The sequence below is a fragment of the Flavobacterium algoritolerans genome (assembly GCF_030010385.1).
Taxonomy (GTDB): Bacteria; Bacteroidota; Bacteroidia; order Flavobacteriales; family Flavobacteriaceae; genus Flavobacterium; species Flavobacterium algoritolerans.
The window spans coordinates 59,361-84,059 of the sequence record NZ_JASCRZ010000004.1 but is presented as its reverse complement, the minus strand read 5'-3'; the positions used below and the strand labels follow the sequence as shown (position 1 = coordinate 84,059).

Annotated in this window: 21 protein-coding genes; 9 read left to right on the top strand and 12 right to left on the bottom strand. The window is 34.1% G+C overall.

The genetic code is table 11. The features are described 5' to 3' along the window. Positions 1-45: 45 nt before the first annotated feature. Positions 46-2,613, bottom strand: coding sequence for a translocation and assembly module lipoprotein TamL (gene tamL / locus QLS65_RS10145; RefSeq protein ID WP_282713136.1), 2,568 nt, complete (start codon positions 2,611-2,613; stop codon positions 46-48). 37 nt (positions 2,614-2,650) lie between these two features. Between tamL and QLS65_RS10140 the strand changes: the two genes are divergently transcribed. Further along, positions 2,651-3,376, top strand: coding sequence for an RNA methyltransferase (locus tag QLS65_RS10140; RefSeq protein ID WP_282717291.1), 726 nt, complete (start codon positions 2,651-2,653; stop codon positions 3,374-3,376). Positions 3,377-3,380: 4 nt separating this feature from the next. On the opposite strand, the gene porT is transcribed toward QLS65_RS10140, so the two are convergent. The 4 genes from porT to QLS65_RS10120 form a co-directional block, all read right to left on the bottom strand. Continuing rightward, entirely contained in the window at positions 3,381-4,085 is a 705-nt protein-coding gene (gene porT, locus QLS65_RS10135; protein WP_282717289.1) for a type IX secretion/gliding motility protein PorT/SprT, read from the bottom strand. 22 nt (positions 4,086-4,107) lie between these two features. Then, positions 4,108-4,839 (bottom strand): bifunctional demethylmenaquinone methyltransferase/2-methoxy-6-polyprenyl-1,4-benzoquinol methylase UbiE, encoded by a 732-nt coding sequence (gene ubiE, locus QLS65_RS10130; protein WP_282717287.1) that lies wholly within the window; start codon positions 4,837-4,839, stop codon positions 4,108-4,110. Positions 4,840-5,412: 573 nt separating this feature from the next. Next, positions 5,413-5,895, bottom strand: a complete 483-nt coding sequence (locus tag QLS65_RS10125; protein ID WP_282717286.1) for a dihydrofolate reductase — start codon at positions 5,893-5,895, stop codon at positions 5,413-5,415. A gap of 13 nt (positions 5,896-5,908) precedes the next feature. Next, positions 5,909-6,241: a 2TM domain-containing protein gene (locus QLS65_RS10120; protein WP_121340865.1), complete on the bottom strand. Its 333-nt coding sequence runs from the start codon at positions 6,239-6,241 to the stop codon at positions 5,909-5,911. A 237-nt stretch (positions 6,242-6,478) separates the two neighbouring features. Here QLS65_RS10120 and QLS65_RS10115 point away from each other — a divergent pair, with 237 nt between their 5' ends. Further along, a complete protein-coding gene (locus QLS65_RS10115) occupies positions 6,479-6,775 on the top strand; it encodes an isoamylase early set domain-containing protein (RefSeq protein WP_282713131.1) in 297 nt (98 codons plus the stop codon). Between the two features lie 25 nt (positions 6,776-6,800). Here the strand turns inward: QLS65_RS10115 and QLS65_RS10110 are convergent, their stop codons facing one another. The 5 genes from QLS65_RS10110 to QLS65_RS10090 form a co-directional block, all read right to left on the bottom strand. Further along, positions 6,801-7,625, bottom strand: coding sequence for a thymidylate synthase (locus QLS65_RS10110; protein ID WP_282717284.1), 825 nt, complete (start codon positions 7,623-7,625; stop codon positions 6,801-6,803). A 31-nt stretch (positions 7,626-7,656) separates the two neighbouring features. After that, positions 7,657-8,940: a metal-dependent hydrolase family protein gene (locus QLS65_RS10105; protein ID WP_282717282.1), complete on the bottom strand. Its 1,284-nt coding sequence runs from the start codon at positions 8,938-8,940 to the stop codon at positions 7,657-7,659. A 125-nt stretch (positions 8,941-9,065) separates the two neighbouring features. After that, positions 9,066-9,689 carry a bifunctional nuclease family protein gene (locus tag QLS65_RS10100; RefSeq protein WP_121343254.1) on the bottom strand — a complete coding sequence of 208 codons (624 nt, stop codon included), beginning with the start codon at positions 9,687-9,689 and terminating at the stop codon, positions 9,066-9,068. A 145-nt stretch (positions 9,690-9,834) separates the two neighbouring features. Further along, entirely contained in the window at positions 9,835-10,803 is a 969-nt protein-coding gene (locus tag QLS65_RS10095) for an electron transfer flavoprotein subunit alpha/FixB family protein (RefSeq protein WP_282717280.1), read from the bottom strand. 103 nt (positions 10,804-10,906) lie between these two features. Beyond that, positions 10,907-11,653 (bottom strand): electron transfer flavoprotein subunit beta/FixA family protein, encoded by a 747-nt coding sequence (locus QLS65_RS10090; protein WP_121340868.1) that lies wholly within the window; start codon positions 11,651-11,653, stop codon positions 10,907-10,909. A 290-nt stretch (positions 11,654-11,943) separates the two neighbouring features. Between QLS65_RS10090 and QLS65_RS10085 the strand changes: the two genes are divergently transcribed. The 5 genes from QLS65_RS10085 to QLS65_RS10065 all read left to right on the top strand — a co-directional run bounded on the left by QLS65_RS10085 (position 11,944) and on the right by QLS65_RS10065 (position 19,455). Further along, positions 11,944-12,924, top strand: coding sequence for a pyruvate dehydrogenase complex E1 component subunit beta (locus QLS65_RS10085; RefSeq protein ID WP_091204253.1), 981 nt, complete (start codon positions 11,944-11,946; stop codon positions 12,922-12,924). 134 nt (positions 12,925-13,058) lie between these two features. Next, positions 13,059-15,545: a DUF5686 and carboxypeptidase-like regulatory domain-containing protein gene (locus QLS65_RS10080; protein WP_282717277.1), complete on the top strand. Its 2,487-nt coding sequence runs from the start codon at positions 13,059-13,061 to the stop codon at positions 15,543-15,545. 98 nt (positions 15,546-15,643) lie between these two features. After that, positions 15,644-16,246: a DNA-3-methyladenine glycosylase family protein gene (locus tag QLS65_RS10075; protein ID WP_282713126.1), complete on the top strand. Its 603-nt coding sequence runs from the start codon at positions 15,644-15,646 to the stop codon at positions 16,244-16,246. Positions 16,247-16,352: 106 nt separating this feature from the next. Further along, on the top strand, positions 16,353-16,883 hold the full coding sequence (locus tag QLS65_RS10070; protein ID WP_282713125.1) for an inorganic diphosphatase: 531 nt from the start codon (positions 16,353-16,355) through the stop codon (positions 16,881-16,883). Between the two features lie 112 nt (positions 16,884-16,995). Beyond that, positions 16,996-19,455 carry a sodium-translocating pyrophosphatase gene (locus QLS65_RS10065; protein ID WP_282717271.1) on the top strand — a complete coding sequence of 820 codons (2,460 nt, stop codon included), beginning with the start codon at positions 16,996-16,998 and terminating at the stop codon, positions 19,453-19,455. Between the two features lie 68 nt (positions 19,456-19,523). Here QLS65_RS10065 and QLS65_RS10060 read toward each other — a convergent pair whose 3' ends face one another. Further along, the gene (locus tag QLS65_RS10060) at positions 19,524-20,138 is read right to left on the bottom strand and encodes a deoxynucleoside kinase (protein WP_099713600.1); all 615 of its coding nucleotides are present in this window, start codon (positions 20,136-20,138) and stop codon (positions 19,524-19,526) included. After that, on the bottom strand, positions 20,138-20,929 hold the full coding sequence (locus QLS65_RS10055; RefSeq protein WP_282717265.1) for a hypothetical protein: 792 nt from the start codon (positions 20,927-20,929) through the stop codon (positions 20,138-20,140). The genes QLS65_RS10060 and QLS65_RS10055 overlap by 1 nt, the downstream gene beginning before the upstream one ends. A gap of 114 nt (positions 20,930-21,043) precedes the next feature. On the opposite strand from QLS65_RS10055, the gene QLS65_RS10050 reads away from it, so the two are divergent. Beyond that, positions 21,044-21,934, top strand: a complete 891-nt coding sequence (locus QLS65_RS10050; protein ID WP_282717263.1) for a GLPGLI family protein — start codon at positions 21,044-21,046, stop codon at positions 21,932-21,934. A 57-nt stretch (positions 21,935-21,991) separates the two neighbouring features. Further along, positions 21,992-24,694, top strand: coding sequence for a carboxypeptidase-like regulatory domain-containing protein (locus tag QLS65_RS10045; protein ID WP_282717261.1), 2,703 nt, complete (start codon positions 21,992-21,994; stop codon positions 24,692-24,694). Positions 24,695-24,699: the final 5 nt, after the last annotated feature.

Below are 24,699 nucleotides of genomic sequence, written 5' to 3'. Positions count from 1 at the left end.
TATTTTATTTAGTTTTTAGTTTGCAAAAATAAGAATTAATTAGCATTAGAACGGATAATTTATTCCAAAATTTAAAACGGAGTTAGCAAAATTGTATTCTCTAAACCATCTTTTGTTGGTTTCATTGGCTGGATTGTAGGTTTTAAATCCTAAATCAAAACGAATTACAAAAAAACTCAGGTCATATCTAAGCCCAAATCCAGTGCCTAATGCGATATCTTTTAAGTCCTTAAATTGTGTAAATGTCGATTTCTCATCCTCTACATTGTCCAATACGTTCCAAATATTTCCTGCATCGGCAAAAAGTGCTCCTTTTAAACTGCCTAATATTTTAAAGCGATACTCTCCGCTAATGGCAATTTTCATGTTTGCCTCATTAAAATCGTCTAATGCGCCACTGCTGCCCGGTCCTAAACCATACGGTTGCCACGCTCTGTTGTCATTTGATCCTCCTGAAAAATAACTTCTTGAAAAGGGAATGTAGTCTGAATTTCCAAATGGAATGGCAATCCCGAAAAACGATCTAAAGGCAAATATTTTTTCTTTGGATAAATCCCAATGTTTAATGTAGTCAAATTCTGTTTTTATGTATTCTGAATATTCTAAATTGAATATTTCATAATTACCAGTTGAATTTTTTTTCTGATTTGTTGTTGCTGCAATAGCAGATAAAATGGTTCCAGCCGATTCTATTTTTGTTTTAAAAAGATAAAATGTATTGTCTGTTAAATCCTTTTTGGTTGTTTTTGAGAAAGTAAAACTGGTCGCCAAAATAAAGTCATTTTCCGTAAGCCTAAGTCTTCGCTCTTCAATGCTTTTTACAGATTGAAAATCTTCGGCTTCTAATGGTTTCAAAAAGTTAGCGTTGCCTGTGAGCACATCCTTAGTAAAGCCAGCGGTTCCCTCTTCAATAAGCAAATTTTTATCAATGTCATTGTTATAATAGGATGGGTTTGTGTTGTATTCTTTGCTGATTTCATTCAACGCATTATAGGAAGAACCGTAAACATTAAAGTAATTCTGTTGATTTAGGTTTCGTACAAATTGAGTGTTGAACAAATCAAATCTGGCGGTATTGTTTCTTTTTGGAGTCCAATTATAGGATAATGCTCCTGTGAAATTTTCTTTGTCTAAACCAATATTTTGTTGTTTAGCAAAACCCATTGTGATTAGTGTAAATGGAATCATGCTTTTGGGAATGATTTTTTCAGTGCTGAAAGGCATGAAAATCCGTGGTATGTTAAGCTTTAAATCCAAACCATATTCAGAAACATTAAAGAAATTATTCTTTGGATTCGCTAAATCCTTTGAAGATCCAATATTACCACGCACAGCTAATTCTAGTGTTTCGGCTCCATTGAAAACATTTCGTATGGTTTCAGAAACACTTAAGCCTATACCAAAATCCTGTATGTTAGAATGAGTTACATCTAATGTTGTCCCAAAACTATATTTCTTTCTAGGTGTTAAGTACACTTTTGCGATCAATGATTGTGCAGTGGAATCTCTTGGGTCAACTTCATATTGTATTGACGGATAGTTGAAAATTTTAAGATTGTTTAAATAACGAGTTGTCAGAACGGTTTTATAATCAGCAAATAATCCTCCTTTTGTTATGAAGATAGCATTGGTGATTGCTCGTGGTTTGTATCTTAATTTGCTCTGACTGTATAAATTAAAGCTATTGTAAGTAGTGCTGTCTGTAATTTTTATACCGTTATTGCTTGGAGAATAATCAGTGTAAATATTTACATCGCTTATTTTGTAAATTTTAAAAGGTTCTGTTTGGGTTGAATCACCATTTTGATACGAATAATTATTAATCATCAGGTTTATATTAGCCTGATTAACTTTTTTAATGGTATCTATGTCAAAAGTTACATAATTAGGTTGAAAATAATACACTCCGTTGTTCCTGAAATGAGTGGTGATTCTGTTTTTTTCATTTTCAAAATCTTCTGTTTTATATTGATTTCCTGATTTGATAAAAGTGTTTGACTTGTTGCTCTCATATAAAGAATCTAATGCCGGAGTTAAAATAGTAGTTCTCAAGGAATCTAAAAAATAAGCATTTCCAGGAGTAATGGCGTATTTTATCTTGCCCTTTTTGATACTCAAAGTGTCTATTTTGTAATTGGCATTTACATTAAAAAAACCATTGTTGAAGTAATAGTATTTCAAACGCAACAAAGATTTGTCCGCTCGGTCTTTATCAATAATTACAGGTGGTTCTCCAGTTTTTTTTAAGAAATCATGGATTCCGTGATACCAGAACGATTTTCCAAGGCGATTAACTTGTTTTTCAGACAGCCATTTTGATTTTCTTCTAAATTTTTCAGGATTATTTGTAAACTTGGCTTGATAGGTTGAATCTGGATTTAGGTTGGCAAGATTGTAAAGATTCAATCTTAAACGGTATCCAAGTAAGGTGCTGTTTGGTTTTTGATACAGTTGATTAAAAACATTTTCATCCTTAATTGTTTTGTCATTTACAGTAATTTCGTTTTTTGTAAGCAGTAGTTTTCCGTCCGGAACTCTTTTTACAGCGTTACAAGCGCAAATTAGTATTGCAATTAGAATAAATGCAGTTATTTTTGTGGAAGTTTTTTTCAAGTGTTTTAAAATATTTAATTCAAAAGTACATTATTTTATGGTTAGTAAAAACCAAATAAAGCTTATAACGAGTTTGCAGCAAAAAAAATATAGAATTGCCAATAAATTATTTTTTGCCGAGGGCGTAAAAGGGATTCATGAACTATTGGAGTCTAATTTTGAATTGGAACATTTGTATACCACCCAAAATGATTTTGAAGAAGTTTCAGCAGCTAAAAAAACGATTATTCAAGAAAATGATTTAAAAAAAATAAGTGCATTAGCAACTCCAAATACTTGTTTGGGAGTTTTTAAAATGCCATTGGAAAAACCAATTATTGAAACCGGTTTGATAGTAGCGCTTGATGCAATTCGAGATCCAGGAAATTTAGGGACTATATTGCGTTTGTGTGATTGGTTTGGTGTTAAACAGTTGTTGTGTTCCAAGGAGACTGTTGATATTTATAATCCAAAAGTTGTTCAGGCAACTATGGGTTCTATAGCCAGAGTTAACGTAAATTATATTGATCTTAATGCTTTTATTGTACAAACACAACTACCCGTTTTTGGTACTTTTATGGACGGAGAGAATATTTATAAATCGGTTTTGCCCAAAGAAGGAATAATTATTATGGGTAATGAAGCTAATGGAGTTTCTGCAGCACTTGAAAAATTAGTAAAAAACAGACTCACAATTCCTCGTTTTGGAGATCTTCAAAAAACAGAAAGCCTTAATGTTGCCACCGCTACCGCTATAGTATTAAGCGAGTTTTGTAGAGGGTAAGTCTTTAATGGAAAGTAAAATTAATGAAGACTGCTCTGGTTTTCAAGGATTCTATATTGCTTGTCCATGGACTGTTTGGGTCTTTGTCTCGGATTAATTCGTCATTCATTCCAAAAACACCTCTTATGGAAGGGGAAAATATAAAATATTCTGAAAAAAGATCAATTCCGAAACCCAATTCATAATTAGTTGTCCACGCTTTTACTCTAAAGCGTTGTTCTAAATTGTCATCAATTAATTTAGAATTGCTGGATAAGTTTAGCGTTGCGGATACGCCTCCTACTAAATAAGGACGAATATTCCCTGTTCTAAGTGAGGAGAATTTCACTAATAACGGAAAATGGATGTAAGTACTATTCACTTCCCTAAGCGCATCTGCACTGTTTGTGAAATTTGGATAATATAAGTCTCTTTTGGTATAATAAAGACCTGGCTCAAATCGCAAGTCAATATATTCCTGAAGTTTCAAATCAGCGACGATTCCCACATTAAATCCGGTAGTTCTTTTTATAAGGATATCAGGTCCTACCGTTTTATAGTCTATTTTGAAATCATACGAGTTGAATCCCAGATAAAACCCGTAGTACATTCTCTTTTTTTGAAAATTTTCCAAATTAATAATAGGGTCTCTGCTAAATATATTTTTAGACTTTTGAGCGTATCCTTTTATAATAAAAGCAAAAAATAGTAAGACAATTATTTTTCTCATGTTTATGCTGAAATCTTCAGTATTATTTTTTAGAAGCTGAGTAAATGGTAGCTACACCAAAAGTTTGTGGTAAGGCTACAACATCTATAAACCCAATTTTTCTTAAAATATTGTTTAATGCTTCTCCATAAGGAAATGCAGCAGCAGATTCAGATAAATATCCATAAGCAACATCATCCTTAGAGAAAACTTTGCCTATTAATGGAAGAATATTTTTAGTGTAAAAATTATATCCTTGTTTGTAAGGTGTTTTGTCTGGAACCGAAGTTTCTAGAATCACAAATATTCCGTTAGGTTTTAAGACTCTTAAAATTTCAGCTAAGCCTTTTTCTAAATTTTCAAAATTACGTACTCCAAAAGCAACGGTTATCGCATCAAAATAGTTGTCTTTAAAAGGCATGTTTTCTGAGTCTGCTAAAATCATTTCAATAGTATTAGAAAGATTTTTTGAAGCAATTTTCTTTACGCCTACTTCCAGCATTCCTGCAGAGATATCTAGTCCGATGATTTTTTCAGCATTTGTTTGCGCCATCAAAATTGCCAAATCACCGGTTCCGGTTGCAATATCCAGAATAACCTTCGGGTTTGACTTTGAAACTATTTGTAATACTTTTTTACGCCATTTTATATCAATACCGAAAGAAATGACACGATTCAGATTGTCATAATTTCCAGAAATGGTGTCAAACATTTTAGCAACTTGTTCTTTTTTACCTAGAGCTGAATCTTTATAGGGTGTTATTTTTTCTGACATTTTTTTAATTTGTACAAATATAATACAAACTTGACGAACTTAAAATGGGTTTCAAAAATTAGAAACAAGTTTTATTTTTAGTTTTTAAAATAGCTTAAAATCAAGAATTCACTTTATTTGAAATATCACTAAAAGTGGGTATTGTAACTAAAGATTTAATTGTACAAATTTGTTATTCAGGAAAATAACCATATTAAATGATTAAAAGAGAACCGATCAACCAAATCAAGTGGATAATTTTAGCGTTTTTTATCTCATTTGTTCTTGTTAGCTGTTTTGAAAACACTGTTTTACAAAGCAGTGTTGTTGTTAAAGCGCAACATACGTTCTTAGGATTAAATTTGTTTTTGGAAATTTTAATTTTTTTCGTCTTTAGTACCTTCGTGGTATTTGGTATTAAAGGCTTTTTTGAGATGTATTCTCAGAAAACTTCAAATGTTATAATCTTCATTTCTGGAGTATTACTAATATTTGTAATTTTTATTTTATGTTATCAAATACTCTTTCAAGAGTAGGTCATCTCTTTGATCAATGGTTAAAAAAAACATCCCGTAAAAAGGATGTTTTTTTGTTTTATTTTCTAATGAATGTCTGATAGGAATAATCGTAGAGATGTTTTTCATCCTTCTCATTAAATTCTGAAACTGTTATTTCCCATTCATCGTCATTAATTTCAGGGAAATGAGCATCGCCTTCAAAGTTGTGATGAACACGAGTTATTTCTATTTTGTCAGTAAAAGGTAGTCCTAAAGTATAAATTTCACCACCGCCAATTATGAATGTGTCTTCGTCTTTTGGACAAATTGCTAATGCTTTGTCAATACTGTCAACTATGATACAACCTTCGGCTTGATATTCTTTCTGTCTGGTGATTATAACGTGGGTTCTGTTTGGTAATGGTTTCGGAAAACTTTCAAATGTCTTTCTTCCCATTATAATATGATGTCCGGAGGTAAGGGATTTAAATCTTTTGAAATCATTTGGCAAATGCCAAACCAGTTCGTTGTCCTTACCTAGAGCATTATTTTCGGCAACGGCCGCAATCATTATTATCATAATTGATTTGCTGTTATTTAAGGTCGTCGTTGTTAACCTGTGTTTGTAATTGATCTAGTTTTTTTTGTTGTAAAGCAACTAGTCGGTCTATTTGTTCTCTTTCCCAATTTTTATTCATAAAACGATCCGTGATGAAAATTTTTATAAAATGTAAAATAAAGAGAAACAACCATATAGTAATAACCCAAATTGACCAGTGAGAATCTACGGCAATTTCGAAAAATTTATTAGCAATAAATAAAAGTAAACTCCCTAAAACGAAAAGAACAAAATGAAAATACAGTCTTTTTTTTTGTTTAATTCTTCTCCTTGCATACTCGTACTGTTCGTGTAGTTCTTTTTCCATTGATCAAAATTTTGTTTATAAAGGTAAAATTTATTTTGGAAAGTCACTATTTTGCTTGTAGATTATTTAGAATGAAAACGTTTTCTGATTTTTGAATAGTAAATTTAGCCTGCCTATAATTATTGAATTATTCATAAATTAACATAGTTTGGGCTATTTTATTAAATCTTTAGGTCTCTGTTGAAAGTTCAAATTCTTTTATTTCCTTTGTCTTATAAATCTATAAATGAAATAGTTATGGCAATCAAGAAACAATTCGTTAAAACAAAACCAGTTTGCAAAGTTACTTTTTCGGTAGCTGCAAAAGAGGCAAGTCAAGCTTCCGTTGTTGGAGATTTCAATAATTGGAGTGTTGCTGAAGGAGCTTTGAGTAAATTAAAAAACGGTACTTTCAAAGGTGTATTTGATGTAAACAAAGATGCAGCTTATGAATTCAAATACGTTATAGACGGTACATTTGTAAATGAGCCAGACGCAGATTCTTTTAAATGGAATGAGTTTGCAGGAAATGAAAACGGTGTTTTAGTAGTTTAACTAAAACACCGTTTTTTTTATTGGATTAGACCGCAACACTGCCTTTTATCAAGGCATGTGGTTCGTAGCCTTCGAGAGTGAAATCATCAAAATCGAATGCGAAGATATCTTTTACATTAGGATTCAAAATCATTTTTGGTAATGGTTTTGGCTCACGGCACAATTGCAATTCAAGTTGTTCAAAATGATTGTTGTAAATGTGTGCATCACCAAAAGTATGAATGAATTCCCCTAGTTGCAAGTCGCAAACTTGTGCAATCATCATTGTGAGTAATGCATAAGAAGCAATGTTAAAAGGAACACCTAGGAAAATATCAGCACTTCGCTGGTACAATTGACACGATAACTTACCGTCAGAAACATAAAACTGAAAGAATGCGTGACAAGGAGGCAAAGCGGCTTTATTGTTGGCTACATTTTCGTCAAATGATTTTGTAGTGTCCGGAAGAACCGAAGGATTCCATGCCGAAACCAACATTCTGCGACTGTTAGGATTGGTTTTTAATTCCTTAATAAGTTCTGAGATTTGGTCAATCTCTTCGCTATTCCAGTTGCGCCATTGGTGTCCATAAACGGGTCCTAAATCTCCATTGGCATCAGCCCAGGCATCCCAAATTTTAACTCCATTTTCTTGAAGGTAGTTGATGTTTGTATCCCCTTTTAAAAACCAAAGCAATTCGTAGATAATAGATTTTAGGTGGAGTTTTTTAGTGGTAACCATTGGGAAACCTTCATTCAAATCAAAACGCATTTGGTAACCAAATACACTTTTTGTTCCTGTTCCGGTACGATCTCCTTTTTGACAACCGTTTTCCATTACGTGTTGCACTAAGTCTAAATATTGCTTCATTGTATCTTTATTCTATTTGCGGTAAGCGAGTTTAGTTTTTATATATTTTTCCGTCTTTCATTACAAATACGACTTTTTCCAGCGTTTTGATAGTATTCAAAGGATTTTCATCTACGGCGATAATGTCTGCCAAAAAGTTTTCTTTGATTTGTCCTACTTCATTTCCAATGCCTAATAACATTGCATTCGTTGTTGTAGCTGATTGTATAGCTGCTAATGCAGGCATTCCGGCTTCAACCATATAGCCAAATTCTTTTGCATTTGTACCATGAGCAAAAACTCCGGCATCGGTTCCAAAAGCAATTTTGACTCCTTTTTTATATGCTTTTGCAAAAGTAGCTTTCAATTGTGGACCAACTTCTCTGGCCTTTGGAACTACTATGTCAGGATAAAAACCAGTAATTTCTGCATTTTTTTCAACTTCTTTTCCAGCAGTCAAGGTAGGAACTAAATAAGCATCATATTTTTTCATCAATTCCATTGTCTCTTCACTCATAAAGGTGCCGTGCTCAATGGTTTTTATACCGCCTAATATGGCTCGTTGCATGCCTTCATCACCATGGGCATGAGCGGCAGTAAGCATATTATAATCCTTGGCAGTTGTAGTAATAGCTTTAATTTCTTCTAAAGTAAACTGAGGATTTTTACCACTTTTTGCTACGCTTAAAACACCGCCTGTAGCTGTGATTTTAATAACATCGGCTCCTTCTTTATAGCGTTCTCTTACTGCTTTTACTGCTTCTTCCGGAGAATTGATTACCCCTTCATGTGGGCCTGGATCGCCTACAAGTTTTCGGTTGCTTCCGTTGGTTGGGTCAGCATGTCCACCTGTTGTGGCAATCGATTTTCCTGCAGTATATATTCTTGGACCTTTTACGATTCCTTTGTTAATAGCATTTCTTATGGAGATATTAACGCCGGTTCCTCCTAAATCACGTACGGTTGTGAATCCGGCCAGAAGGGTGATTTCGGCACAACGAACTGCTTGAAATGCAACGTCAGCCTCGTTGTCTAAATATTTCGACATGTAACTTTTAGTATCATGCTCTCCTTCAATATGCACGTGTAAATCGATAAGACCAGGCAATACATATTTGTTTTTCAGGTCGATTTCAATGTCTTCGGGTTTGGATTTAGATACAAACCCATCTTGTATTTTTATGATTTTGTTTTTAGAAACTACTATGGTTTGGTTCGATAATTCTTTGCCAGATTGAGTGTTTAGAATTTTTCCGCAGTGTAAATAATAGTCTTCAGAAAATGCGACTGTAGAAATAAATAAGGTTACGGCAATAAGGAGAAATTTTGTTTTCATAGATTAGTTTTATAACAGATGTTACTAAAAATATATAAAAAAGTGCAGCATTAAATATAGCTGCATTTTTTACGAGGTTAATCGTTTATGTATCAAATAATGCAATAATGAAAATCAAGATAAAGTTATCTCTTCGAGATTTCGTCTCTAATTTTTGCTGCTTTTTCATAATCTTCATGTGAAACCGCTTGGTCTAACAGTTCATTTAATTCCTGTAAACTGTGTTTAGAATAGGTTTCTCCAGACTGATTGCTTTCTTCTTCATGACCAAAAGTCTCTGGATTAGACAACACATCGTCAATTTCTTGAGAGTCTTTATTGGCTTCCAACGGATTTGCTTTCAAGTATATTCCTGCTTTGTCCAAGATGTTCTTATAGGTGAAAATAGGAGCATTAAAACGCAACGCTAACGCAATTGCATCGGATGTTCTGGCATCGATAATTTCCTCTATTTTATCTCTTTCGCAAATGATACTCGAGTAAAAAACACCATCAACTAACTTATGAATAATGACTTGTTTTACCACAATATCAAAACGTTCTGCAAAATTTTTAAATAAATCATGAGTCAAAGGACGTGGTGGTTTTATTTCTTTTTCTAATGCAATAGCAATTGATTGTGCTTCAAAAGCACCAATGACAATGGGTAATTTTCTTTCGCCATCAACCTCGTTCAATATCAAAGCATAGGCTCCGTTTTGAGTTTGACTGTATGAAATTCCTTTTATGGATAATTTAACTAAGCTCATAATTCTTAAATGGGTAAGTACAGCGTACTTATTTTTGATGAAAATCAAGTTTCATTTTTTGTTAAAAAAAATGCTACTTAAAAGCAAAGATACAAATATCTTGTTTTTAAGTAGCATTTAAATCGATTTAATGATTTCCTGTTGTTTAGGAATTCTGAACTTTGAAAGCTTTAAATTTCTCAATTAATTTAGGAACAATTTCAAAAGCATCTCCAACAACTCCGTAGTCAGCTACTTTGAAAAATGGTGCTTCTGGATCGCTGTTGATTACTACTTTAACTTTAGAAGAGTTGATTCCCGCAATATGTTGTATTGCTCCCGAAATCCCTATCGCTATATATAAGTTAGTAGCCACCGGTTTTCCAGTTTGTCCTACGTGTTCTCCGTGAGGTCTCCATCCTAAGTCAGAAACTGGTTTTGAACAAGCAGTTGCAGCTCCAAGAACTGTAGCTAATTCTTCTACCATTCCCCAGTTTTCAGGACCTTTTAATCCACGACCAGCAGAAACTACAATGTCAGCATCAGCAATAGAAACTTTTCCAGAACCTTTTTCTACTGATTCTACTTTTACACCAAAATCATTGTCTCCAATAGTTGGGTTAAAATCTTCTTGAGTTAATGTAGATGCATTTTCAAAAACACCATAAGAGTTTTTAGCAAGGCCAAGAACTTTTACGTCTGTTGCAATTTCAGTGATGTTAAAAGCTTTGTTTGAAAAAGCATTTCTTTTTACTTGAAAAGGCGAAGTTGAAACTGGTAATCCTACAACATTTGACGCATAACCAGCTTCTAAAGCTACTGCAACAAGTGACGAAAGATAAATACTATCTGTAGTTGATGAAAGTAAAACTAATTTTACGTTTTCTTTTTGAGCAGCTTGTTTGATAACATCGGCGTATGCTTTTGCTGTAAAACCTGATAATTTATCGTTGTTTACTTTCAATACTTTGTCTACACCGTATTTTGACAATTCTGAAACATCTCCTGCATTTACTGTTACAGCCGTAACGGTAGTTCCTAAAGTTTCCGCTACTTTTTTTGCGTAAGAAGCTAATTCGAATGCAACTTTTTTAAATTTTCCTTCTGCGTATTCCGCGTATATTAATATTGACATGATTTTTTTATTTTAGTCTTAAGGTTTTAAAGTCTAAAGCCATAAAGAGAAATTAGTGTAAAACTTTTATCCTTTTGACTTTCGACATTCGACTTTATGAGAGTTAGATTACTTTCGCTTCGTTGTGTAGTAAATTGATTAATTCATCTAAATTGTCAGGAGAAATTAATTTCACTGCTGATTTAGGAGCTGGTTTTTCAAATTTCACTGCTTTTGTGTTTACAGTTGCATCCACAGGCTCCAGAATTGTCAAGGCTTTGGTTCTTGCCGTCATAATTCCTCTCATGTTTGGAATACGCAAGTCTTTTTCTTCAACCAATCCTTTTTGTCCACCAATGATTAATGGTAAAGTAGTAGCTACGGTTTCTTTTCCTCCGTCAATTTCACGAACAGCTTTTACATTTGTTCCGTCAACAGTCAGGTTAGTACAAGAGTTTAGGAAGTTGTATCCTAAAATTCCGGCTATCATTCCAGGAACCATTCCACCATTATAGTCTAAAGATTCTTTTCCAGCGATAATTACATCGTAACTTCCGTTTTTAATTACTTCAGCAAGTTGTTTGGCAACGAAAAATCCGTCAGTAGGATTTGCGTTTACACGAATGGCTTCGTTAGCGCCTATTGCTAATGCTTTTCTTAAAGTTGGTTCGGTTTCTGGTCCTCCAACATTTACAACAGTTACAGTTGCGCCTTGTTGTTCTTGAAACCAAATGGCACGCGTTAAACCAAATTCGTCATTTGGATTGATTACGTATTGTACTCCATTGGTGTCAAATTCAGAATCACCGTTGACAAAGTTGATTTTTGAAGTAGTATCAGGAACGTGACTGATGCAAACTAATATTTTCATAAGTATATATTTTGATTTTTCTAAAAAGCTTTGACAAATTTAAAATAATAATTCGAATAATATACTATGCATGCATAATATTTTTCAATACTATTACGATTTCGTAGCCCGGATAGCAGCGGCATCCTTCCTGTGGCTCCTTTAGCCACAGGAAGATACAGCGGATAGCCGGAAATAGCTCCTGAAAATTATCACTATAAATCATGATTAATTTAAAGTAATTTATGCTTTTAAGTGATATAAAATATTTATTTTTGCTTTTCAAAAATTAGACACATACAACATATAATATGAGAACGATACAATTTAGAGAGGCCATTTGCGAAGCGATGAGTGAAGAAATGCGTCACGATGAGTCCATATACTTAATGGGTGAAGAAGTTGCAGAATACAATGGTGCGTACAAAGCATCTAAAGGAATGCTTGCTGAATTTGGTGAGAAAAGAGTAATTGATACTCCTATTGCTGAGCTTGGTTTTACTGGTATTGCAGTAGGATCAGCAATGAACGGATGTAGACCTATTGTAGAATACATGACTTTCAATTTCTGTTTAGTAGGGATTGACCAGATTATAAACAATGCGGCCAAAATGCGTCAGATGACTGGTGGACAATTTAATGTACCTATCGTTTTTCGCGGTCCAACAGCTTCGGCAGGACAATTAGGAGCGACTCACTCACAAGCATTAGAAAACTGGTTTGCGAATACTCCGGGTCTTAAAGTGGTAGTTCCATCTACGGTTTATGATGCAAAAGGATTGTTGAAAGCAGCTATTCGTGATAATGATCCTGTGATTTTCATGGAATCAGAACAAATGTATGGTGATAAAGGAGAAGTGCCAGATGGTGAATATACTATTCCACTTGGAGTTGCTGATATCAAACGTGAAGGTACTGATGTAACTATCGTTTCTTTTGGAAAAATTATCAAAGAAGCGCATATTGCTGCTGACGAATTAGCCAAAGAAGGAATTTCTTGTGAAATTATCGATTTGAGAACAGTACGTCCTATGGATTATGAGACGATTTTAACATCTGTTAAAAAAACAAACAGATTAGTGGTTCTTGAAGAAGCTTGGCCTTTTGCAAGTGTTGCTTCTGAAATTACCTATATTGTTCAAGAACGCGCTTTTGATTTCTTGGATGCTCCTATTCAACGTATCACAACTGCAGATACTCCAGCGCCTTACTCTCCAGTATTACTGAAAGAATGGTTGCCAAATGCAGGTGATGTGGTAAAAGCGGTTAAAAAAGTAATGTATAAAAAATAGATTTTTTTAGAATTTGATTTTTAGATAAACTTTAACAGTCGATGGTCTAAATTTCAAATAATCTAGATGTCTAAATACCTATATTTGAAACTTCATCAATTATTTATTTGATGAAGTTTTTTTTTTGAATGATTATGAAAAAGAATCTCTTATTTCTCTTGTTTTTTCTGTTGGTTTCTGCAAGCGCAGTTTTTGCACAAACTAAAGTGAGCGGTATTGTGGTAGACAAATCAAATCAGCCTATTCCTTTTGCGAATGTAGTTTTTAAAGGCTCCAGTGAAGGGATTGTGACTAATGAAGACGGTAAGTTTTATCTTGAATCCCAAAAATCATACTCCATTTTGCTGATATCTTCAGTAGGTTTTTCTGAGAAAGAAATTATTTTGGACAAACTTGTAAATTACAATTTCAAAATTCAGCTGAGTGAAGCCGAAAGCCTAAGCGAAGTAGTTGTTTTTGCCGGAAAAACGTCTAAAAAAAATAATCCTGCGCTAGATATTCTTAAAAAAATTTGGGAAAGAAAACGCAAAAACGGACTCTATTTGTTTGACCAATACCAGATGGAAAAGTATGAAAAAATAGAATTTGACATGAATTCTATTGACAGCACTTTCATGAAAAGCAAGCTTTTCAAAGGGATGGAGTTTATTTTTAATCAAATGGATACTTCCAGAGTAACTGGGAAAACCTATTTGCCTATTTTTATAAATGAATCGCTCAATGATGTTTATGGAGATAATAAATTAAAGAAAGTAAAAGAGAAAATAAAGGCCAATAAAACGTCTGGGTTTAATGGAAACCAACAGATTTTATCCTTTGTGAAAGACTTGTATTCAGATTATAATATCTACAACAATTACTTGACTTTTTTTGACAAAAGCTTTACCAGTCCGTTGTCTAAAACAGGAATTGATGTCTATAATTATGTATTGAAAGACAGTGCATATATTGACAATAAATGGTGTTATAATATTGTTTTTTATCCAAGGCGAAAAAACGAATTGACTTTCAAAGGAGATTTTTGGGTGAATGATTCTACATATGCCATCAAGAAAATCAATATGGCAGTTACCAAAAGCGCCAATATTAACTGGGTAAAAGATATTTACTTAGAGCAAGAATTTGAAGTGGTCAGTGATTCTGTTTTCTTATTGACCAAGGATTATCTAATGTCCGACTTTGCTTTAAACAAAAAAGAAAATTCTAAAGGAGTTTACGGGAAACGAACCAGTTTTTATAGAAATCATCAATTTAATAAGGAGCAACCAGTCGCTTTTTATAAAGATGAGGTCAATTATATGGATGACGAAGTCTATAATAAATCCGATGAATACTGGAATGAAAACCGTTTTGAAAACCTAAGCAAGGATGAATTGGGCGTTTATAAAATGCTCGACACATTGCAAACCGTAGATAAGTTTAAGCGATTGTATAGTTTGGTTTCGATACTTGGAAGCGGTTATGTAGAATTTAAAAACTTCGATTACGGACCTGTTTTTTCCACATTTGGATATAATGAAGTTGAAGGAGTGCGATTGCGAGTAGGAGGAAGAACTTATTTTGGACCTAACGATCCTTGGCGTATTCAAGCCTATACAGCGTATGGATTTGATGATGATAAATTCAAATATGGACTTTCGGGGAAATGGATGGTTGACAAGAAAAACCGAATCATTTTGTCCGGAGGAAATAGGCGTGATATTGAACAAATAGGCGCCAGTTTAACCACCACAAACGATGTTTTGGGCAGAAGTTTTGCTTCGTCCTCCGTATTTTCGTCTGGTAGCAACGGGAAATTGACTAACATCAATTTGACTAACGTTGCGATAGAAATAGAGCCCATTAAAAATTTAACGTTTCAAACGGGATTTTCGTATCGTACACTAGAGTCCGCTTCTACTACGTTTAGCTTAGATTATTATACGGATATAGCAAATTCGATTACAGAAAGTGAAGTAAAACAATCTGAAGTTAATTTCCAAGTTGAATATTCGCCAAAGAGAAAAACCATAGGTTTTGGAGTTGAAAGAAGCAATGTTGACAGTCCGTTCAGTCGCTTTTTTGTCAATTACAGTCATGGATTCAAAGGGCTTTTAAACAGTGATTTCAAATATGATAAATTACAATTGTATTACAAACAACCCATAATTATAGGACCTTTAGGAAGAACCAATATTATTATGGAAGTGGGGAAAACCTTCGGGAAAGTGCCGTTAGGATTACTGAGTGTTATTCCCGGGAATCAAACTTATTTCACCATAGAAAACACATTCAGCAACCTAAATTTCTATGAATTTGTGTCAGACCAGTATGCTACTTTGCAGTGGAATCACAATTTCAATGGTCGAATTTTTTCCAGAATTCCGTTTATGCGTAAACTCAATTGGAGAGAAATTGTATCCGTAAAAGGGGTTTATGGAACCATTTCTGATGAAAATAGAGCGATTAATGCTTCGGGTTTAATATACAATGCACCAGAAAAAGTGTATTGGGAATACAGCGCCGGAATTGGGAATATCTTCAAAGTATTCCGCATCGATTTCGCTTGGCGAGGCAATTATCTCAATACGCCTGACACGAATCGTTTTACTGTAAAAGGATCGTTCGGGTTTAATTTTTAGGAGCTATTCCAGCTGTACACTATATCTTTTTATAAGGCGAAGAAAAATCGCCTTATAAAAAGGATGTCGTTTCCATCTGGGCTAAAAAACATCAGATTATGCAAGAAGCTATCGACTACCTTTTAGAAAAAGATACCATTTTCAAGTCAATCATTGAAGAATACGGAATGCCAACTATTCCCAAAAGACCGCAAGGTTTTGAGACTTTGGTATTGTTAATTTTGGAACAACAAGTATCTATAGATTCTGCTAAAGCTACTTTTTTAAAAATAAAAGCCAGTCAAAAAGCCATAGCACCGGAAATTCTTCTTCACATATCAGACGAGGAATTTAGGAGTCTTGGCGTAAGCCGACAAAAAACATCGTATATAAAAGCTTTGGCTACAGCTATATTAAATAAAGAGCTAGATTTAGAAAGTTTGCCAGCCAAAACTGCTCAGCAAGTGCGCGAAGAACTTATCAAAATCAAAGGGATAGGAAACTGGACCATCGATATTTATTTAATGTTTTGTCTGCAATCTCCGGATTTATTGCCTTTAGGAGATATTGCGGTCGTAAATACCATAAAGGAATTGCTGGATATTCACGACAAAGACGCCATGGAAATTCATGCAATACAATGGAGTCCGTATCGTTCTTATGCAACCTATCTTTTGTGGCATCATTATTTAAAGAAACGAAATAGGACAGTGGTTTACTAAAGTACTCACTGTTAAAATTTAATCAAGAGATAACATGAATTTTTTATTGTAAAAAGGGATACTTTCCTTACTTTTGCACCCATAAATATAGAAAAGAAAAACTAAAATGACTGCAGACAAATTAACAACTTTCGATGTCTTAATCGAAATACCAAGAGGAAGTAGAAATAAATACGAATATGATTTCGAAATAAAAAGAATGCGTTTTGACAGAATGTTATTCTCTTCGATGATGTACCCGGCTGATTACGGATTTATCCCTGAGACATTAGCATTGGACGGAGATCCATTAGATGTTTTGGTTTTAGTAAACGAACCAACTTTTCCTGGATGTGTAATGGAAGTAAAACCAATCGGTGTTTTCCACATGGCAGATGATAAAGGACCAGATGAAAAAGTAATCTGTGTGCCAGTTTCAGATCCAATCTGGAACTCATTGGAAAACCTTTCAGATATTAATCCACACTTATTAAAAGAGATTGAACATTTCTTTCAAGTGTACAAAGATCTTGAAAATAAAAAAGTAGATGTTGAAGGTTGGGGAGATGTAAATGAAGCGTACGCAATTATTAAAGAATGTACCGAGCGTTTTAATCAAATTGAAAATAAACCAGAGGGATTATTTAGTATTAAGTAATTTTACATCATACATTTTTACAAAAAAAGCAATATTCTGTTAAGAGTATTGCTTTTTTGTTTAAATTCGTTTTGTTACACTATTAATATTAACCAAAAACCAAACCAAAATTATGAATACAATAATGATTTATTTGCCAATAGCCATGGCATTTATTGGACTGGCATTTATGTTTACAAAACGTGCATGGGTTTTAAAACAAGATCCGGGTGACGGTAAGATGAAAGAGATTTCAGATTACATATACGAAGGAGCTTTGGCTTTCTTGAAAGCAGAATATAGGTTATTGAGTTTCTTTGTAATTGGAGCAAGCGTTGTTTTAGCCGGAATTTCATTTATCGTCCCTACTACACATATATTAATAGTAGTTGCTTTTATTTTTGGAGCTTTTTTCTCTGCTTTAGCGGGGAATATGGGGATGAAAATAGCAACAAAAACAAATGTTAGAACCACGCAGGCTGCCCGTACAAGTTTGCCACAAGCATTAAAAGTTTCTTTTGGCGGTGGAACCGTAATGGGATTAGGAGTTGCAGGTTTAGCCGTTTTAGGGTTGACCACTTTCTTTATTTTCTTCTTTCACTTTTTTATGAATGGAGTTTGGACTTCAACGGAAGACATGACTATTGTTTTGGAAACATTAGCTGGGTTTTCTCTTGGAGCAGAATCTATCGCTTTGTTTGCTAGAGTTGGTGGTGGAATTTATACCAAAGCTGCTGATGTTGGTGCTGATTTAGTAGGTAAAGTAGAAGCTGGAATCCCCGAAGATGATCCTCGTAATCCGGCTACAATTGCAGATAACGTAGGAGATAATGTGGGTGATGTTGCCGGAATGGGTGCCGATTTATTTGGTTCTTATGTTGCGACAGTTTTAGCGGCTATGGTTCTGGGGAATTATGTAATCAAAGATATGGGCGGAAATATTCAAGATGCTTTTGGCGGAATAGGACCTATTTTATTACCAATGGCAATCGCTGGTTTTGGAATTTTATTTTCTATCATCGGAACGATGTTAGTGAAAATTACAGATGATAATGCAAAGGAAGCACAAGTTCAAAAAGCATTGAATATAGGAAACTGGGTTTCAATTATTTTAACAGCTATCGCTTGTTTCTTTTTAGTACAATATATGTTGCCGGAAACCATGAAAATGGATTTCTTTGGTGAAGGGACTAAAGAAATTTCGTCAATGCGCGTTTTCTATGCTACAATCGTCGGATTAGTGGTTGGAGCCGTTATCTCATCTGTTACGGAATATTACACAGGATTGGGGACAAAACCAGTTATGGCAATTGTACAAAAATCAAGTACTGGAGCAGGAACAAACGTAATTGCAGGTTTGGCTACAGGAATGATTTCTACATTTCCAACCGTTTTATTATTTGCAGCTGCGATTTGGACATCGTACGCTTTTGCAGGATTCTATGGCGTGGCTTTGGCGGCTTCGGCTATGATGGCAACAACGGCAATGCAACTGGCAATCGATGCTTTCGGACCAATATCGGATAACGCTGGTGGAATTGCTGAAATGAGCGAATTGCCAAAAGAAGTACGTACCAGAACCGATATTTTGGATTCAGTAGGAAATACAACTGCAGCAACCGGGAAAGGATTTGCAATTGCTTCGGCGGCATTAACGTCACTGGCTTTATTCGCGGCGTATGTAACGTTTACGGGAATTGACGGAATCAATATTTTCAAAGCGCCTGTTTTAGCCATGTTATTTGTGGGCGGAATGATACCAGTAGTTTTCTCTGCTTTGGCAATGAATTCTGTTGGAAAAGCTGCTATGGATATGGTGTATGAAGTGCGTCGTCAGTTCAGGGAAATTCCAGGAATTATGGAAGGAACTGGAAAACCGGAATATGCTAAATGTGTTGATATTTCTACCAAAGCCGCTTTGCGCGAAATGATGTTGCCGGGAATTTTGACTATTGGTTTCCCAATTGCGATTGTTTTACTAGGGAAATTAGTTTATGCGGATAACAACCAATTAATTGCAGAAATGCTTGGAGGTTATATGGCTGGAGTTACCGTTTCTGGTGTACTTTGGGCTGTTTTTCAAAACAATGCCGGTGGTGCTTGGGACAATGCCAAAAAATCTTTTGAAGCAGGAGTTATGATTAATGGTGAAATGACGTATAAAGGTTCTGATGCGCACAAAGCGGCCGTTACCGGAGATACTGTTGGTGATCCGTTCAAAGATACATCTGGACCATCAATGAATATTTTGATTAAATTGACGTGTTTGATAGGTTTGGTGATTGCCCCAATTTTAGGAAATGGAAGTCATACAATTTCTGATAAAGCAGCGTGTTGCGCTTCGACTGAAATGTGTGCTTCAATGTCTAAAGAAGAATGTCTCGCAAAAGGATGTGACAGCAAAACATGTAAATTTATGAATGCTTCCGGAGTAGCTACCGAAATGGTTTCTAAAGAAGTTTCTATCGAAAAAACAAATGTTGATGGAAAAGTAAAAGCTACTATTAAAACAAGTATCAACGGGAAAGTTACTATTCAAAAATTTGAAGGAACTGATGAAGAAGTACAGGCTAAGATTGATTCTTTGAAATAAATAAAACACATGTAAATAATAAATGCCTCGCAATTGTGAGGCATTTTTGTTTATAAGATGGAATGGTTTTAAAACAACCCGTTCAATTCAGCATCGATACGGTTAAAAATATTTCCTAAATCTTCAGGATTGTCAACAAAATTTATGTTGTCAACATCAATAATTAATAATTTTCCTTTGTCGTAGGTTTGAATCCAACCTTCATATCGTTCGTTCAAGCGACTCAAATAATCAATAGAAATTGAGTTTTCGTATTCACGACCACGTTTGTGTATTTGTCCCACTAAATTAGGGATAGAACTTCTTAAATAGATCAATAAATCAGGTGCTTTAACCGTAGATTCCATTAATTCAAAGAGAGAAGAATAATTCTGGAAATCACGATTGGTCATCAAGCCCATTGCATAAAGGTTAGGAGCAAAAATATGCGCATCTTCATAAATAGTTCGGTCCTGAATGATTTTTTTACCGCTTTCGCGAATTTGCATCACCTGACGGAAACGGCTATTCAAGAAATAAATTTGTAAATTAAATGACCAACGTTCCATTTGATGGTAAAAATCATCCAAGTATGGATTGTCAACTACATCTTCAAAATGCGGTTCCCACTTAAAATGTTTCGCTAATAATCGAGTTAAAGTTGTTTTTCCGGAACCTATATTTCCTGCTATTGCTATGTGCATTACGGTATTGTGATTTTATAATTTGTAATTCCTGCTGATGTAAAAATAGATAAAATTTGGTCCTTGTAACAGAATTTTTTAAACGTTTTTTCTGAAATTTCAATTTCAGTTTTTTTGCCTTTTTCTACATCTTCTAAAATCAAAATGGAGTTCTTGGAATAGATAAACTGGTTTTCATTAATAATTGTAACAGAATCATAATCAGGAATTATTCCCTTACTTATTATTTTTCCAAAAATATCACATACGTACCAGCTGTTTTTATTGTCAATCCAATGAAAGACATTGAAATCCGAAGAATAATTTTTAATGTTTTCTGTAAAAGGAACCGAAATGGTTTTGTAGTTGTTACCTAAATAATCATAAAGTCCCAGTTGCTGATTCATAGTATTGTAAACCCACAATTGATTTTGAGAAGCTATTCCAATTGCTGAAGCTACAATAGGAATCGTATGGTCTGAAAAATTGATTTTTTGAGTTTCATTCAATTGATTGTCCACGACAATAACACTGTTGAAATTTTCGTAAAATAATACGATTTTAAGCGGATTTTGCAAGTCAACTGTAGTGATTTTACCCAAAGAAATATTTTTATATTCTAAAGTATCTCTTTTGCTAATTTTAGAAAAAACATTGTTTTTAATGGTGTAATAAAAACCAAACGAATCGTATCCTAAAAACGCATCTCCATCAAAACGAATGAAGTCAATTTTAGTTGGAGTCAATTTTTGGTTCTGACTCGATACTACTGAAAAAGAGGCGATAAAGAGTAAAAATACTAATTTCTTCATGAAAGCGAAATTACGATTAAACCATATACAATTATGATTGTCTTATTATTATTTTAACAGAATACTTGTAACAAAAATAGTGTTTTTCAGTCTTATTTATTAAAATCCAAAAGTATGTATAAAGTAATTTTCTCATTAGTATTAGCAGTCGCATCATTTATGGGACTTCACGCTCAGGAATTTCAAGGAATGGCAGTTTACGAATCGAAAACAAGTACTTCCGATTTTAAAACGCGAATGGAAGGCAATAAGGAGATGACTCTGGATATGCAAAAAATGATAGAGGAAAGAATGAAGAAAATGTTCGAAAAGACGTTTATTCTTAATTTTGATAAATCGGCATCGATATACAAAGAAGAAGAAAAATTAGATACTCCCGGTCAAGGTGGCGGCGGAATGAGAATGATGATGTCTATGACTGGCGGTGGCGGAACGTATTATAAAAACGTAAAAGAGAAATCGTATACCGTTGATAAAGAGTTCATGGGAAAAGAGTTTCTTGTAAAAGATTCGTTGCCTAATTTAAAATGGAAAATGGAAGGTGAAACCCGTGTTATTGGTGGTTACAATTGCTTCAAGGCAACTGCTGTGCGTCCTGCAAGTAAAACCGATTTTAGAAATTTCAGACCCAAAAAAGAAGATGCCGCAACAACAAAACCAGCAGATGGTACTAAGAAAACTAATCTTATGGATGAATTGGATATGCCGAAAGAAACTATAATTACAGCTTGGTATACGCCGGAAATTCCAGTGAATCAAGGGCCGGAGAACTATTGGGGATTACCAGGTTTGATATTGGAAGTAAATGACGGTAAAACGGTTATTTTATGTTCGAAAGTAGTTCTGAATCCTAAAGTTAAAACCGAAATAAAAGCGTCAACGAAAGGAAAAGTTACTACTCAGAAAGAATTTGACGAAACCGTTTTAAAAAAAATGGAAGAGTTCAGAGAGATGAATCAAGGACGTGGCGGTAATGGTGGAATGCGAATGAGAATTGGAGGATAAAAATAAGCCAAATCAGAGTTTAAAATCAATACTATAGATTTCATCCATAATTTCTAAATGAAAAATACAATACTAATTGCCCTCTTTTTTATTACCTCATTTTCCTTTGCACAATCCGTTAAATTAGAAGGCCTCATAACCGATTCAAAAACAGTTGGACTTGAAATGGCCAATGTAATGGCAGTAAATAAAGCCACAAAAGCGATGGATTCTTACGCCATAACAAATGATAAAGGGAAATTTCTTCTTAATCTAAAACCAAATACAACGTATAGCTTAAAAATCAGTTATTTGGGAATGCAAAATAAAGAGCTAGAGATAACTACTACTTCAGAAAACAGCATTAAAAATATTGCCCTTGAAGAAGGTGGAATCGAATTGGATGGAGTTGAAATTGTCCGTGAAATGCCGGTTTCGATAAAAGGAGATACCATTGTTTATAATGCGGATTCTTTTAAATCCGGAACAGAAAGGAAACTGGAAGATATTCTCAAAAAATTACCCGGAGTTGAGGTCAATGCTGATGGCGAAATTGAAGTTGAAGGAAAAAAAGTGTCCAAATTAATGGTGGAAGGAAAAGATTTTTTTGATGGCGATACCAAGTTGGGCGTCAAAAATATTCCAGCTGATGCCATTGATAAAATCCAAGTGTTGCGCAACTACAGCGAAATTGGCGCACTAAAAGGTGTGGAGAACAATCAGGATAATGTTGCGATGAATATCAAACTTAAATCAGGAAAGAAAAATTTCTGGTTTGGAGATATGACCGCAGGAATAGGAGTTGCACACGAGGAAAGTCGCTATTTGATCAACCCAAAATTGTTTTATTACAGTCCGAAATACAGCATCAATTTAATTACGAATTTCAATAATATCGGGGAATTGCCGTTGACAGTTCAGGATTATTTTAAATTCACGGGCGGTTTTAGAGGTATGATGCAAAAAGGTGGTTCCAGTTTTAATGTGTCCTCGAATGATCTAGGGATTTCACTTTTAAGGAATAATCGCGCCAAGGAAATTGAGACTAAATTTGGAGCTACAAACTTTTCATACAATGTAAACAAAGCGTGGACTTTAAGCGGTTTTGGGATTCTTTCTTCTTCTGAAACAGATTTAGAAACAAAGTCACAAACGAATATTTTACAGCCTAATTCTTCTGAAATTCTTTCTACAGAGAATCGTCAGGAAACTGCAAATCAAAAAAGTAATTTGGGATTATTTAAATTGAGTTCCAGTTATAAACCCAGTGCGAGGTTTCAATTTGATTACGATGTTTTAACCAAATTATCAAAGCAAGACGAGAATAATTCACTGTTAAGAGAATCTGTTGTCAACAATAATTCGAATACAGAAAACATCAATACATTAAAAAAACAAGACCCGATTTCGGTAAATCAAAACCTGAGTTTGTATTATACACAAAGTGACAAGAATATTTTTGCTTTCGAAATGCAACATTTGTACCAAGAGGAAGATCCTTTTTATAATGCTAATTTACAATCACAACCGTTTAATTTAGCCGATTATATTGCTGGGCAAAACAGAAATAACATCAACCAAAGTCGTTTTGTTAAAACCAGTAAGATTGACGCTAAATTGGATTATTATTACATGGTTACCCCAAAAAGCAACATCAATGTTACGTTAGGAAATACGTATTCCCATCAAAATTTCAACTCCAGTATTTTTCAGATTTTGGATAACGAAACAGTCAATAATTTAGATGATATTGCCAATACAAATGATGTAAATTACAATTTCAATGACACATTTTTAGGATTGCATTATAAGATTTTGAGTGGCAAATTTACTTTTACACCGGGAGTGAGTTTACACAGTTACAACATGACAAATGAGCAATTAGGAACTAGTAACAGTCAAAATTTCTTCAGAGCATTACCTGATTTCTTGGCGATTTACCAAATCAAGAAAGCGGAAACACTAACGTATAATTTTTCGTATACCAATAATTTTACTGATGTCAATCAACTTGCTGAAGGATTTGTTTTCTCTAATTACAACAGTTTGACTAAAGGAAACCGACTTTTGGAAAACGCTACCGCACAAGTGCATTCCTTGCGCTACTTTAAATACAACATGTTTAATTTTGAAAATATTACTGCTTTTGCCACGTATTCGAAAAGAGTGGATGCTATAAAAACCCGTGCTATATTCAACGGAGTTAATCAGACGTCATCTCCTTTTAATTCTGATTTTGCCGATGAAACTTTATCCGGAAATGGTTCGTACGGTCGTTCTTTTTTAAAGAATTACAAAGCATCTTTAGGAGCTAATTTGAATTGGTCAAAATTCAATAACATTCAGAATAATGTGTTATCAACAAACGAGAGTTTTACCCAAAGCTATACTTTGAAAGCGTCAACAAATTACAAGAATATGCCTAATTTAGAGTTGGGATATAATATTGTAACCAACGATTATAATAATACTACTTTTTACACCGAAAAGCCATTTTCGAGACTGGATTATTTCTTTTTAAAGAGTTTCTCTTTCGTTGCTGAATATGAGTTTTATCATTATTATAACAACACGAAAACGGTCAATAATGAATATGATTTCTTGAGCGCCAGTTTGATTTATCAAAAGAAAGGCAGCAAGTTAGAATATAAAGTAAGTGGAACTAATTTGTTGAATACAACCTCATTAAATGACGATAATTTCAGCCAGTTTGCCACCAGAACTTCGCAATATACTGTTCAACCACGATATGTAATTTTCTCTTTAAAGTATAATTTGTAGTAGAT

Excerpts from the sequence above, each read along its gene's own strand:
- QLS65_RS10140 (WP_282717291.1), top strand. The coding sequence starts at position 2,651 with ATGGTTAGTAAAAACCAAATAAAGCTTATAACGAGTTTGCAGCAAAAA.
- porT (WP_282717289.1), bottom strand. The coding sequence starts at position 4,085 with ATGAGAAAAATAATTGTCTTACTATTTTTTGCTTTTATTATAAAAGGA.
- ubiE (WP_282717287.1), bottom strand. The coding sequence starts at position 4,839 with ATGTCAGAAAAAATAACACCCTATAAAGATTCAGCTCTAGGTAAAAAA.
- QLS65_RS10125 (WP_282717286.1), bottom strand. The coding sequence starts at position 5,895 with ATGATAATAATGATTGCGGCCGTTGCCGAAAATAATGCTCTAGGTAAG.
- QLS65_RS10120 (WP_121340865.1), bottom strand. The coding sequence starts at position 6,241 with ATGGAAAAAGAACTACACGAACAGTACGAGTATGCAAGGAGAAGAATT.
- QLS65_RS10115 (WP_282713131.1), top strand. The coding sequence starts at position 6,479 with ATGGCAATCAAGAAACAATTCGTTAAAACAAAACCAGTTTGCAAAGTT.
- QLS65_RS10110 (WP_282717284.1), bottom strand. The coding sequence starts at position 7,625 with ATGAAGCAATATTTAGACTTAGTGCAACACGTAATGGAAAACGGTTGT.
- QLS65_RS10105 (WP_282717282.1), bottom strand. The coding sequence starts at position 8,940 with ATGAAAACAAAATTTCTCCTTATTGCCGTAACCTTATTTATTTCTACA.
- QLS65_RS10100 (WP_121343254.1), bottom strand. The coding sequence starts at position 9,689 with ATGAGCTTAGTTAAATTATCCATAAAAGGAATTTCATACAGTCAAACT.
- QLS65_RS10095 (WP_282717280.1), bottom strand. The coding sequence starts at position 10,803 with ATGTCAATATTAATATACGCGGAATACGCAGAAGGAAAATTTAAAAAA.
- QLS65_RS10090 (WP_121340868.1), bottom strand. The coding sequence starts at position 11,653 with ATGAAAATATTAGTTTGCATCAGTCACGTTCCTGATACTACTTCAAAA.
- QLS65_RS10085 (WP_091204253.1), top strand. The coding sequence starts at position 11,944 with ATGAGAACGATACAATTTAGAGAGGCCATTTGCGAAGCGATGAGTGAA.
- QLS65_RS10080 (WP_282717277.1), top strand. The coding sequence starts at position 13,059 with ATGAAAAAGAATCTCTTATTTCTCTTGTTTTTTCTGTTGGTTTCTGCA.
- QLS65_RS10075 (WP_282713126.1), top strand. The coding sequence starts at position 15,644 with ATGCAAGAAGCTATCGACTACCTTTTAGAAAAAGATACCATTTTCAAG.
- QLS65_RS10070 (WP_282713125.1), top strand. The coding sequence starts at position 16,353 with ATGACTGCAGACAAATTAACAACTTTCGATGTCTTAATCGAAATACCA.
- QLS65_RS10065 (WP_282717271.1), top strand. The coding sequence starts at position 16,996 with ATGAATACAATAATGATTTATTTGCCAATAGCCATGGCATTTATTGGA.
- QLS65_RS10060 (WP_099713600.1), bottom strand. The coding sequence starts at position 20,138 with ATGCACATAGCAATAGCAGGAAATATAGGTTCCGGAAAAACAACTTTA.
- QLS65_RS10055 (WP_282717265.1), bottom strand. The coding sequence starts at position 20,929 with ATGAAGAAATTAGTATTTTTACTCTTTATCGCCTCTTTTTCAGTAGTA.
- QLS65_RS10050 (WP_282717263.1), top strand. The coding sequence starts at position 21,044 with ATGTATAAAGTAATTTTCTCATTAGTATTAGCAGTCGCATCATTTATG.
- QLS65_RS10045 (WP_282717261.1), top strand. The coding sequence starts at position 21,992 with ATGAAAAATACAATACTAATTGCCCTCTTTTTTATTACCTCATTTTCC.